Origin of the sequence: Rickettsia asembonensis (assembly GCF_000828125.2) — a bacterium.
Classification (GTDB): domain Bacteria; phylum Pseudomonadota; class Alphaproteobacteria; order Rickettsiales; family Rickettsiaceae; genus Rickettsia; species Rickettsia asembonensis.
Map to the genome: position 1 here is coordinate 15193 of NZ_JWSW01000001.1, position 14174 is coordinate 29366.

Below are 14174 nucleotides of genomic sequence, written 5' to 3' on the forward strand. Positions count from 1 at the left end.
GTATATATATACATAAAATCGTAAATTTCGCAAATAAAAACTAAAGTTTTATCTTGATATTGCAGCAGCTTTTGGCTTTGATGGGAGTTGCTGATAATTTTGTTGCTCCGGTTTTACTTGATTTAATTCACCTTTAATCCATTCATATATTGCTTTCTTAGGGTTTTTAATTATCTCTGCAACATTTTCTACTAGATTTATTATTCATTTAACTAACGATAATACATCTTTTGCTATTTCACCTATAGAATTATTACCTGCTTGTAGTTTTTCTTGGTCTTTATTGGACAAATTACTACGTATGTTATTCATTCTTGATTTAAGCTCATCTTGTTCTAGCTCTTCTTTTGTAAAATGTGACTTAAGTTTTCTATCAACAATTTTTTGTTCTTCCGGAGTTAAATTTTTGTATTGATCAACAAGCTTATTAACTTTTTCTTGCTCTTCCGGTATTTTTGAAATATTTTCAGCAATATTTGGCATTTGTTTCTCTTATAAAGTTAAAACATATTAATTTTGCGTATTATATATATTTTTTAACTTTATACAAGAAAAACTTTAATAGAAATTAACCTTTGAACGCAGCCTTAATACCTAAAAAGTCTAAAAAATTTCGTAATTCTTGACGTGCAAGCACGTGTGAGCTATTAAATGCTCTATCATATTTTGCAGTTTTTAGATCAAATAATGTTAGACCTTGTAAAAATAACTCCCTATATATTACACGTTCACTAAATCCTTCTGCGAATTTAAAGTTAATTCTTTTAGCAAGTTTAGCTAATACATTCCCTACGCGTCTTTTATTTAATGCATCAAGATTACTTAAACGATTACGAAGTATTACCCAATCTATACTAATTCTATCACGACTAGCACGCTCCATTTTCTGCTCCCAAATCATTTGACTATATATTGATGGGCTAATAATTTCATCCTTGCTATCGATTTTTGCTATTACGTCTAAATCTAGAAAACTGTCATTAATCGGTGTAATAATTGTATCGGCGTAAGAATGAGCAACTCTTGATAAAGGAGTATGACTGCCTGGGGTATCAATCACTATATAATCGGCATCTTGATTATTTTCTAGTACTTCCTCAAAACTCTTGACTTGCTCTTCTATCTCTCCTTCAGATATATGAAAATGTTTTGGTACTAATACAGGTTTATCAGGATTTTGTTTATTATATAAATCTCGATTTTTTAAATAGCTTGTTAAAGAACCTTGCCTTGAATCGGTATCAATACTTACTACCAAGCAATTTTGATAAAGCAAAGCTATTATTAGATGCATGCAGCAGGTAGTTTTACCTGCCCCGCCTTTTTCATTACCTATAACAAATATATAAGGTTTATTTATTGTGTTCATAATTATATTCAGAATAAACAAATAGCAAATAGATGAAGTTTAATGTCATTTTTAGCTAAGCATTGTCAGATGAACCCGATGTCATTCCCGCGTAGGCGGGAATCCAGAAAAATAACTTTGAAATATAGATAAAAAAGTTATTTATTTAAAAAATAAACCTAAAAAAATAAGTTTTTTATAGGTTTTACTAGATTCCCGCTTTCGCGGGAATGACATAAAACGATCCATGCCACAACGCTCTTCGCTCCTCGCAATGACGACTCTGTATCCACGCAAGCAATGCCACACAAAAATGGCATCAAGTATATCCTTTGATAAATTTTTCAAGTAATCTAACACCATATCCAACTGCTCCCTTAGGACCGAGTGCTGAAGCTTTATTACTATTTGCAACGCCTGCTATATCTAAATGAGCCCAATCTACCCCGTCTTTAATGAAGCGTTTGATAAAATGTGCAGCCGTGCTGCTTCCGGCAGCTCCCAGTACGTTACCGATATTTGCCATATCGGCTATGTCGGAATTGATCATTGCATCATACTCATCATGAAGCGGCATTCTCCAAAGTTTTTCATTAACTTCTTCCCCTACTTTTATTAACTTATTAGCTAACTCATCATTATTGGAAAAACAACCGGCATATGTACTACCGAGTGCTACGGTTATCGCTCCTGTTAGAGTTGCAACGTCAATCACGCATTTAGGCTTAAATTTTTCTTGTGCATACCAAACGGCATCGGCAAGTACTAAACGCCCTTCTGCATCGGTATTTAAAACTTCGGCAGTTTGCCCTGACATAGTAGTTACCACATCCCCTGGACGCTGAGCATTACCGGACGGCATATTTTCAACAAGCCCTACAACACCGACTATATTTACAGGTAATTTTTGACCGGCAACCGCAATCATAGCACCCACGACTGCTGCAGAACCTCCCATATCGTATCTCATTAAATGCATATTACTTGACGGCTTTAAGGAAATACCGCCTGTATCAAAAATCACTCCTTTACCAACCAAAGCAATAGTCGGAACATCTTTACTGCCGCCTTTATATTCCATTACTACTAACTTTGACTCGTTTTGTGAACCTTGACCGACTCCAAGTAATGCACCCATACCAAGATTTTTCATCTCACGTTCACCGATAACGTCAACATCCACTCCTAACGGTTCAAGTATATCAACTATTCTTTCAGCATAAACTTGCGGAGTTTTAATATTTGACGGTTCATTACATATATCTCGTGTAAAAAATACTGCCTCAGCAATTAATTTTTTGACTTCAAATAATTTTGCTGCTTCAGTACTATTATCGGTAAAAATCTCAATTGACTCTACTGCAAACTTCTCTGCTTCTTTTAAGGTAGTTCTATATTTATTAAATCTGTAAGAAGCAAGAAACGCACCACTAGCAACTAAAGATGCAAATGTTTGAGATGTAAACTTGCTAATTCTATTTGTAAGTTTTAAGCCGATAGTAGAAATTTTAGCACAAATTGCATTTTGTAAGATTTTACCACCTAACTCTTCAATTTTTGCTTCAGTTAATTTTTCTTCATTCCCAAGACCTGCTATTATCAAATATCTAACCTCGCCTGATTTAATGACAGACGGAATAACTTTAATCTGTCCATATTTACCGGTAAACTGCAGTTTATTCTGAATAGTTTTAGAAATTAATCCGTGATGTTGTTGATCAAGTCCTATTAAATTACTATCAAGCTTTAACTGTTCATCAATAAAAACTACTAGACCCTGATTAGTAGATGATTCTTCATTCACAAAATTTATGTTAAGCATAATCATTCCTTATATTACTTTTGACTTTAGATAATTCTATTTATCTTGATAAAACTTTGCAAGTATTATAATTGATTTAAAACAAAATCTCATTAAATAGCATTTGACAAATGTTAATGTTTTTTATATTTTCTGCTGACGAATTAGTTAAATTTAAGTAATAATATGCCAGTATATGACATCACTTCTCATATAATTAAACAGAAGTATACAATGATTAAAACATCATGTGAGCTAAACCAAGATATGGATAAGATTTATAGCCTCACGCCTCATCCAATACGATATACTTGCCTTAACTATTTAAAGTTATTATCTCTACCTATATCGCTAGCATTTTATGTAACAAAGCTTTGTTTTACGGCTAATCCTGTATGGACATGGATAGGGATTAATATTTTGTATAAGAAGATGGATCAAGCAATAGCCAAAAAAATATTACACGGCTTACCTGACGAAATAGAAACAGATCAAAATATACCTAAAATTGTTGAGTATGTATTTAAAAAATATGAAGGAAACCCTACATTAGCACCTCTTGTTGAACCTACATTTATACAAAAATTTTTAGCAAAGACCGGTAAATATATTCCTGCTTTTTCTAAAATAGTAAAGTTTTGGAATGAAGGAGGAGTTAATTATTCTGATGAAATGCAAACAAAACGAGAATTAATTGACGTTATTTATAAACAAATTGTTTCTAAAGCTTATGAAGTAGGTAAAAAAGGAGAAAAGCTTGAAATAACGGATGTGAAAGCACTTTTCCCAGAGATAAACTTTAAAGAAAAAATCAATGCTGAATCAGAAAATCTTGAAATAGAGAAAGTAGAAGTAATCAATGAAGAGCCTTTAATTTCTGAATTACCTGTTAGACATCTTTCTAAACCAGTTTATAGAGAGGAATTTAAAGGAGATACGAAATGCAGCACCGCAGCGTATATAGACATATGTGAGGATGCAAGTCTAGGCTCCACGCCTAAATTACCTCTAGAAACGAAGTTTGGAAAGATGTCTATTGATCAAAAACACGAGGAAGCTACGATTACTACTAATGCAAATAATGGTATTAACCCATTAGTAAACTTACTCATGTTAAAAGCTTTAGATGATGGAATTTGTCAAGAGGTACTGAAAACTTATGTTGAACATTGTTTAGCAGAAATTCAGATATCTAAAAATCAAGAAATACTTGAAAACTTCCGATATGAAGATTCTTTAGCAAGATTACAATTATACGGTAATTATAATTATGATAACAATAATACGTATATCTTTGAACAACCAGTATCTTATTTAGGTCAAACCTACGAGCATATTTAACAGCACCGATTCTTGTTATTAAAGAATCATTCCTACAAAATAAGAAAAGGTTATTTTGCTGGATTCCCACTTCTAGCTAGGAAAGCATTGTTGCGTGGACTAATAAATGCTCTTTATGTCATTCCCGCGTGGATGCTAAAGGTCGTCATTGCGAGGAGGTCTTGTTGCGTGGATCGGAAAATCCGTTCGGTGTCATACTGTGGCTTGACCTATAGTACCGGACATTTTTTTAAAAAATCTCGATGTCATCCCCGCGAAAGCGGGAATCCATATTAAAAAATCTTTAAAATTAAAGATTTTTTATTACATAGTTTTTTTAAAGTAAAGCTTTTAAAAAAAGCTTTACTTTACTGGATTCACGCCTACGCGGGAAACGACATGGAACGAAAAATGTCCGGTACTATAGGTCAAGCCACGGGATGACAGTGGTGAAATCGAGCCATGCAACAACGCTTAGATCGTTCGCAATGATGACTTTCAGTATCCACGCAATAACGCCTTACAATAATCAAGTATATTTATACATTTTCTTCATCAAGCTTTACGGCTGCTTTACGCATTTTATCCATAAAGTAACCGGTTCCAGCGGGTACTAATCGTCCAACTATCACGTTTTCTTTTAGCCCTCGTAGCTTATCTATTTTACCGGCAATAGCTGCTTCTGTTAAAACTCTAGTAGTCTCTTGGAATGATGCCGCAGAGATAAACGATCTAGTTTGCAGAGAAGCTTTAGTAATACCTTGTAATATTAATTGTGCTTCAGCAGGTTTTAAACCGTTTTTAATAGCTTTTTCATTTATCTCCTCGAATTCATGTCTATCTATTTTTTCACCTGCTAATAAGGTAGTTCCACCTGAATCCGTGATTTCTACTTTTTGTGACATCTGACGAATAATAACTTCTATGTGCTTATCATCAATCTTTACACCTTGTAGACGATAAACGGCTTGAACCTCTTTAACAATATAATTTGCAAGAACCTCTACACCCATTACTTTTAAAATATCTTGAAGTACTGGATTACCGTCAATCAATAAATCGCCTTTTTTAACAAAGTCACCTTCGTTAACTACAACATGCTTGCCTTTTGGTACCATATACTCAATAGACATTGTTTCATCAATTGGATGTATAATAATACGTCTCTTAGATTTATAGTCTTTACCGAATTCTACTCTACCGTCAACCTCAGCAATAACTGCATGATCTTTAGGACGTCTTGCTTCTACAAGCTCGGCAACTCTCGGTAAACCACCGGTAATATCTTTAGTAGTGGTCGATTCTTTCGGTATACGTGCAATAATATCACCTACAGATATTTGTACTCCGTCTTCTACGCTTAAAACTGCTCCAACCGGCAAGTAATATCTAGCTTCTAAACCGTTTGATAAGGTTATAACTTCACCTTTAGCATCTAAAAGCTGTATACGCGGACGTAATTCTGCACCGCGTGAATATTGCTTTGATTCAATAATAACTTTACTCGGTATTCCAGTAGCTTCGTCAGTTACGTCACGAATAGAAATACCCTCAACCATATCTTTGAATAAAACTTTACCTGATTTCTCCGTGATAATCGGTATAGTATAAGGATCCCACTCCGCTAGTTTTTGAGTTTTAATAACCATATCACCGTCATCAACAAGTAATCTAGCACCGTATGGAATTTTATGACGAGCCTTTTCATTACCGTTATTATCAAGTAATAATAATTCACAATTTCGGCTCATAACAATTTTACGTTCTTCGGAATTAATAACAACGTTACGACTTACAATTTTCACTTCTGCGTCATAGGAAGCTTCTACGGAAGAAACTTCAGCACCTTTTGTTGCCGCTCCTCCGATATGGAAAGTTCTCATTGTAAGCTGCGTACCCGGTTCACCGATAGATTGAGCAGCAATAACCCCGATTGCCTCACCCTCCGATACCAACGTACCGGTAGCAAGATCCCTACCATAACATATGCTACATATACCGGTAGTACTTTCACAGGTTAATACGGATTTTATCATAATTCTGTCGAGTCCAGCCGACTCAATCTGCTCTAACTTTGCTTCATTAATAAGCTCGCCTTTATTGAGAATTAGATCATTAGTTACAGGATGAAATATATCGATAGCAGCAGTACGACCTAAAATCTTTTCAGCTAAAGGTACTATAACTTCTCCCCCTTCAATAACACTCTTAACTTCAATCCCTTTATCAGTTCCACAATCTTTTTCGGTAATAATACAATCTTGTGCAACGTCTACTAATTTTCTTGTTAAGTAACCTGAGCTTGCTGTTTTTAAAGCTGTATCTATTTGCCCTTTACGCATTCCGTTAGCAGAATTAAAACACTCAAATTCAGTTAATCCTTCCTTAAAGTTAGAGATAATAGGAGTTTGTATAATTTGACCGTTTGATTTAGTCATTAAACCTCGCATACCGCCTAACTGCTTAATTTGCTGGAAAGAACCTCTTGCTCCGGAGATAGCCATCATATATATAGCATTTATTTTTTGATGATTCGGATCATCACTAACCGGCGGCGTAGCAATCTCTTTCATCATGTCGTTTGCTACTCTATCGGTACATCTTGACCAAGCATCAACTACTTTATTGTATTTCTCTCCATAAGTAATTAAACCGTTTGAATATTGTTGTTCAAATTCTTTTATTTCAAGCTGAGTTTCATTGATATGAGTACTCTTAGATTCCGGTACTACCATATCGTCCATTCCAAAAGAAATACCTGAAGAACAAGCATATTTAAAACCTAGTTTCATTAGCTGATCGGCAAAAATTACTGTAGCTTTTTGACCGCAGTGACGATAAACTAAATCTATAACTAATGATATGTCTTTTTTAGTTAGTTGTTTATTAATAAACTTGAATTCTATATTAGGGTTAGAAGGCAATAATTCACCGACCATTAACCTACCGTAAGTAGTATCAATGATAACAGGGACCATTTTACCTTCGGCATTTAGCTGATTTCTACGATATTTTATCTTTGTATGAATAGTTATAAATTTATTATATAAAGCATGCTCCATCTCAGCTAAATCTGAGAACATCATCCCTTCGCCTACTTCATTATCAAATGCAATGGTTAGATAATATAAACCAAGTACTATATCTTTATCCGGTACAATAATAGGACGTCCGTTTGCAGGGCTTAAGATATTATTTGTAGACATCATAAATACCCTAGCTTCAAGCTGTGCTTCAATCGATAACGGAATATGTACCGCCATCTGATCACCGTCAAAGTCTGCATTAAACGCAGCACAAACAAGCGGATGAAGCTGAATCGCTTTACCTTCGATTAATAGCGGTTCAAATGCTTGAATACCTAATCTATGCAATGTCGGAGCTCTATTAAGTAAAACCGGATGCTCTCTTATGACTTCTTCAAGCACATCCCAAACTTCAGGCTTTTCAGCTTCCACCATTCTTTTTGCGGCTTTAATAGTCGTAGCAATACCGTACAACTCAAGCTTAGAATAAATAAACGGCTTAAATAGCTCCAATGCCATTTTTTTAGGTAAACCGCACTGATGAAGCTTAAGCTCAGGTCCAACCACGATAACCGAACGTCCTGAATAGTCAACCCTTTTACCAAGTAGGTTCTGACGGAAACGACCCTGCTTACCTTTAAGCATATCACTTAATGACTTAAATGGACGCTTATTAGCATTTTTCGCTGCTCTACCTCGACGACCGTTATCAAATAACGCATCCACTGCTTCTTGTAACATTCTTTTTTCGTTCCTGACTATTATATCAGGAGCTTTTGACTCTATTAGTTTCTCTAAACGATTATTTCTATTAATTACTCTTCTATAAAGTTCATTTAAGTCCGAAGTAGCAAATCTTCCGCCGTCAAGCATAACAAGCGGTCTAATTTCAGGAGGAATAACCGGCAAAACATCCATAATCATCCATTCCGGCTTATTTTCCGACTCTAAAAAATCCTCTACTAATTTTAAACGCTTTACTAATTTTTTCTTTTTGACTTCTGAGGAAGTGGTTTGTAATTCCTCGTATAATTCTTGCTTTAACTTTAAAAAATCAAGCTCTTTAAGCATTTGTTGTATTACTTCTGCACCTATAGAGGCAGTAAATGCATCTTCACCGTACTTATCTTTTGCTTTCTGTAATTCTTCCTCTGTTAAGAGTTCGCCTTTTTGTAAAATCGATAACCCTGGGTCAACTACTACATAATTTTCAAAATAAAGAATCTTTTCTACATCTCGCATTGTCATATCAAGAAGCGTACTAATTCTTGAAGGTAGTGACTTTAAAAACCAAATATGAGCAACGGGAGCAGCAAGTTCAATATGCCCCATTCTTTCACGTCTTACTCTAGAAACCGTAACTTCAACGCCGCATTTCTCACATGTAATACCACGATTTTTCATCCGCTTATATTTACCGCAGAGACATTCATAATCTTTTACCGGACCAAAAATTCTTGCACAAAATAAACCATCTTTCTCAGGTTTAAAGGTTCGATAGTTAATTGTTTCAGGTTTTGTTACTTCACCGAAAGACCACGAACGTACTTGATCAGGACTTGCTATATTAATCCTTATTTGATCAAATTGTTGAGTATTACTTAATTGTCCGTAAAAATTTACTACGCTCATAAATACTTTTCCTTAAAAATTACTCATATACTTCTTTATTTAAAGTTCTCATTGTATGGTTTTCGTCATTGCGAGGAAATTGCAGAGCAATTGTATGCCCGCAATCTTATACCAAAACCCTGAGATTGCCATGCTCCTTTTAGTCGCTTAGCTCATGACGCTTTAGTATCCATAAATCACAGAATAACTAACTCGAAGTTACTTCAAGCTTTACGTTAAGACATAAAGATCTAAATTCTTTTATCATAACATTAAATGATTCAGGAATGCCTGATTCAAAATTATTTTCACCACGTACTATAGAATCATAAGTTTTGATCCTACCGTTTACGTCATCCGACTTAACCGTTAACATTTCCTGTAACGTATAAGCCGCACCGTAAGCTTGTAATGCCCAGCATTCCATTTCTCCGAAACGCTGTCCACCGAAATGAGACTTACCTCCAAGCGGTTGCTGAGTTACTAAGCTATAAGGTCCTATAGAACGAGAGTGAATTTTATTATCGACTAAGTGATGCAGCTTCAGCAAATATTTCTGTCCAACGGTCACTAGACGGTCAAAATATTCACCAGTTCTACCGTCAATTAATTTTACTTGTCCTGAAGGATCTTGACCGGCAAGTTTTAACATATCTTTAACGTCCTGAACTTTTGCTCCGTCAAATACAGGAGTTGCAAAATGTACTCCTTTACTTGCTTTATTACAGAAAGAGATAATCTCTTCTTCCGATCTTTCAAGTATAGAATTAATATCTTCTCCGTACAACTCAATTAAGAATTTCTTAATCTGCTCAATACCGATCTGTTTATTTTGATATTCCTTGACTAATTCAGATATTTTTTGTGCTAAATTTATTGATGCCCACCCAAGATGCGTCTCTAAAATCTGCCCTATATTCATACGAGACGGAAGACCAAGCGGATTAAGAACAATATCCACTACTCTTCCATTTTCTAAAAACGGCATATCCTCTTCAGGTACAATACGTGAAATAACACCTTTATTACCGTGTCTTCCTGCCATCTTATCACCGGGTTGTAATTTATGCTTAGTTGCAATAAACACTTTTACTACTTTTAAAGCTCCCTGAGGTAAATCATCACCGCTTTGCAGCTTCTCCACCTTAGTAGCAAATCTTTTATCAAGAGCATTTTTTTTCTCATCATAATGAGTCTTTATCTGCTCTATTTCATTCATTACATTTGCATCTTCCACAGTAAGCTGCCAAAATTGTTCTTTAGATAAGGCTTTTAGCATTTCACTAGTAATTGTTTGTCCTGCTTTTACTTGCTTAGGACCGTTAACAATCACCTGCCCTATTAAAAGCTTTTCAAGCCAACTAAACACAAAATGCTCAATAATTTCTAATTCGTCGTCTCTGTCTTTTGCTAATTTTTCAATTTGTTGTTTTTCAATAGCAATAGCTCGCTGGTCTTTTTCTACACCCCTACGAGAAAATACCCTTACTTCTACTACAGTTCCGCTAACTCCAGAAGGTACATGCAGAGATGAATCTTTTACGTCAAAAGCTTTTTCCCCGAAAATAGCACGTAGTAGCTTCTCTTCAGGAGTAATAGGCGATTCACTTTTCGGTGTTACTTTTCCGACTAAAATATCACCGGCTTTTACTTCTGCACCTACATAAATTATTCCGACTTCATCAAGATGACGCAACGCTTCTTCGCTTACATTCGGTATATCACGGGTAATTTCTTCAGGACCAAGGCGTGTATCTCTAGCTATTACTTCAAACTCTTCAATATGAATAGATGTAAATACATCCTCTTTTACTATACGTTCAGATATTAAAATTGAATCTTCAAAATTATAACCGTTCCAAGGTATAAAAGCCACAAGCACGTTTCTACCTAAAGCAATTTCACCGTTATCAGTACTAGGACCATCAGCTATAATATCGTTTTTCTTAACGTAATGACCAACCTTAACTAAAGGCTTTTGATTTATACAAGTATTATGATTGGATTTTTGGAATTTTAATAAATTATAAATATCAACAGAAGGAGAACCGTCAATTTTTTGTTCTAGAGTTCTAATCACTATTCTATTTGAATCTACCTGCTCAACAATACCGTCATGTAATGCAAGTACTGATGCTCCGGAATCTTTAGCTACTACCCCTTCAACTCCGGTACCTACAAAAGGTGCATCTGTTTTAATTAAAGGAACGGCTTGTCTTTGCATGTTTGAACCCATCAAAGCACGGTTAGCATCATCGTTTTCTAAGAAAGGTATAAGAGAAGCCGCAACCGATACTACCTGCATAGGAGTCACATCAATAAAATCTACCTCATGCGGTTCTACCATTACAAAATTACCGCCTTCAACACGGCAATTAATAAACTCTCCTTGCAACTTTCCGTCTTTATCAACTTTAGAATTTGCTTGTCCAATTTTGTATTTACCTTCTTCAATAGCAGAAAGATATACCACTTCATCAGTTACATGCCCATCTTTAACTCTTCTATACGGACTCTCTATAAAACCGTGTTTATTTATCCTAGCATAAGTAGCCATAGAGTTAATTAACCCGATATTCTGACCTTCAGGTGTTTCAATAGGACAAATACGACCGTAATGAGTCGGATGTACGTCACGCACCTCAAAACCTGCTCGATCTCGACTAAGACCTCCGGGACCGAGTGCCGACAGCCTTCTTTTATGAGTTATTTCCGATAATGGATTTGTTTGATCCATAAATTGGGATAATTGGGAGGTACTAAAAAATTCTTTTACGACTGAAACTAAAATCTTGGAATTTACTAAATCATGAGGCATTACGGTATCAACATCACCTGCCGACATCCTTTCAATTACAGATTTTTCCATTCGGACTAAACCTATTCTAAATTGATTTTCTATCAATTCACCTACCGATCTAACCCTTCTATTACCTAAATGATCAATATCGTCTATGATACCTTTACCGTCTTTAAGCTCTACTAAAACTCTTACGATATTTTTAATATCATCAATTGTTAAAACCGTAACTTCCTCAGAAATATTCAGCTCTAACCTAGAATTCATTTTTATTCGTCCGACTTCTGAAAGATCATATCTTTCCGCATCAAAGAATAAATTATAAAACAGGTTTTCAGCCGCTTCTATATTAGCAGGTTCACCGGGTCTTAAAACTCTAAAAATGTCACATAATGCTGCCTCACGGTCCTGATTCTTATCAGCAAATAAGGTATTTCTTATATATGGACCGGATTGAGGATTGATTACTAATACATTAACATTTTTAATTTTAAGATCATTAATAACATTTAGCATATCGCTAGTTATCATTTCACCAATTTTTGCTAATACTTCATCGCTTACAGGATCCCTTAAATCTTCGGATAGATATTTGCCGATTAAAGTTTCATGAGCTACTAAAATATTATTAAGCCCTTCCCCAAAATATTTTTTAGCTAAACGTGGAGTAATTTTTTGCCCTGCTTTCAGTAAAACATTTCCGGTATCTGCATCTACTAAATCACTTGTTAAACGATGAGCAGTAATATGCTGAGGTATAAATTTAACCGCCCAATCTTTATTTTTAACAAACTTATAAGTTACTGAATTATAATAAAATTTTATAATTTCTTCAGTACTCATACCTATAGCTCTAAGCAAAGTAGTAGCATAAAGCTTTCTTTTTCTATCAATCCTAAAATAAATAACATCCTTAGCGTCGAATTCTAAATCAAGCCAAGACCCTCTATATGGAATAACACGAGCAGAATATAAAAGCTTGCCGGAAGAGTGGACTTTTCCTTCATCATGATAAAAGAATACACCGGGTGAGCGATGCATTTGCGATACAACTACTCTTTCTGTACCGTTAATGATAAAAGTACCGTTTTTAGTCATTAATGGGATATCACCCATATATACTTCTTGCTCTTTAATCCCTTTAATTTCTCTAGTACCGGTATCCTCATCTATATCCCAAATACTTAATCTTAAAGTAACTTTAAGAGGAGCAGCATAACTTAAACTTCTTTGACTGCACTCTTCTACATCATATTTTGGAGTATCGAATTCATATTTTACAAATTCTAAATTAGCAATATTGGAGGAATCTGAAATAGGAAAAATTGAGTTTAATATAGATTGTAAACCTTTATTTTTTCTTTCAGAATCTTTAATATTTAACTGTAGAAAGTTTTTTTCATATGAATTTTTTTGAATTTCAATTAAATTCGGTATATCTGCTACTAAATTTATGTGACCGAAATTTTTTCTTATTCTTCTATTATGTGACAAGGGTTGTGCTTCTATATTATCCCTTAATGAAACCATATAATCTCCTGACTGATAAAATTACTGCCCGTATTGAAGTGATTAGGTCCTATACATTTTTAATAGAATAATCATAATTATGGCTCTTTTTAGCTGTAAATCATAAGGTTTTTTGAAATAGTAATAAACTCTCCTCTCAAAAATCTTATTAATTTTTGCTTAAAAATATATCCTAATTATAATCATTAATAAAAAGTGTTCAAAACCTAGGTTCTGTATATAAAATTTAAATTATTTATATTTTAAACAGTAAAATTTTTATTGGAATAGCTACCTATTTCAATAAAATGCTTATAATTTGCAGTAAAATATATACTGTTTTAAATTTTTTTACATAGAACTTAAATTAAAGAAACCTAGTAAGTTTCTTATTTAGATCTTGTGTAGGCTCTGCGAACATTTCCAAAAAGATTTGATTTTGGTTATTTGTTTGTTACAAAAAATTATAAGATTTTTTTAAAATTAGGTATTATTCCTTCAAAAATCTTATTAATTTTCATTAAAAATCAATTATAAATGTTCACAGAACCTAGAAAATTTTAATAATTTAAATTTCTAGACGTATGGTACGTTAACAAAATTATTTTAATCAATAAAATTTTCAATGTAATAGTTTTAACCTATTTCAAAAAAATAACTTACATTAGCTTTAAAATAATTTTTAAACAAAAAAGCCTTATTCAAATTTAATTACTAAAATAAGGCTTTTTAGATTTTAAGAAGTTAATCTAAAGCTAT

Annotated in this window: 6 protein-coding genes and 2 pseudogenes; 2 read left to right on the top strand and 6 right to left on the bottom strand. The window is 34.0% G+C overall.

Going from position 1 to position 14174, the window contains the following annotated elements:
• Positions 1-48 precede the first annotated feature (48 nt).
• From SB78_RS00195 to SB78_RS00205, 4 genes and pseudogenes are all read right to left on the bottom strand, one after another.
• A pseudogene (locus tag SB78_RS00195) lies at positions 49-483 on the bottom strand (DUF3106 domain-containing protein).
• An 85-nt stretch (positions 484-568) separates the two neighbouring features.
• Positions 569-1369, bottom strand: a complete 801-nt coding sequence (locus SB78_RS00200) for a division plane positioning ATPase MipZ (RefSeq protein ID WP_041077498.1) — start codon at positions 1367-1369, stop codon at positions 569-571.
• Positions 1370-1510: 141 nt separating this feature from the next.
• Entirely contained in the window at positions 1511-1645 is a 135-nt protein-coding gene (locus SB78_RS11375) for a hypothetical protein (RefSeq protein ID WP_277813921.1), read from the bottom strand.
• Between the two features lie 22 nt (positions 1646-1667).
• The gene (locus tag SB78_RS00205; protein WP_041077500.1) at positions 1668-3170 is read right to left on the bottom strand and encodes a leucyl aminopeptidase; all 1503 of its coding nucleotides are present in this window, start codon (positions 3168-3170) and stop codon (positions 1668-1670) included.
• A gap of 165 nt (positions 3171-3335) precedes the next feature.
• Between SB78_RS00205 and SB78_RS00210 the strand changes: the two are divergent.
• Positions 3336-4510, top strand: a pseudogene (locus tag SB78_RS00210) (palindromic element RPE1 domain-containing protein); the annotation flags it as partial.
• 70 nt (positions 4511-4580) lie between these two features.
• Positions 4581-4766, top strand: coding sequence for a hypothetical protein (locus tag SB78_RS08960; RefSeq protein WP_146624979.1), 186 nt, complete (start codon positions 4581-4583; stop codon positions 4764-4766).
• Positions 4767-5008: 242 nt separating this feature from the next.
• Here the strand turns inward: SB78_RS08960 and rpoC are convergent, their stop codons facing one another.
• Complete coding sequence (gene rpoC / locus SB78_RS00215; protein ID WP_041077502.1) at positions 5009-9127, bottom strand: DNA-directed RNA polymerase subunit beta'; 4119 nt, start codon at positions 9125-9127, stop codon at positions 5009-5011.
• 187 nt (positions 9128-9314) lie between these two features.
• Positions 9315-13436: a DNA-directed RNA polymerase subunit beta gene (gene rpoB / locus SB78_RS00220; RefSeq protein ID WP_041077504.1), complete on the bottom strand. Its 4122-nt coding sequence runs from the start codon at positions 13434-13436 to the stop codon at positions 9315-9317.
• Between the last annotated feature and the right edge of the window lie 738 nt (positions 13437-14174).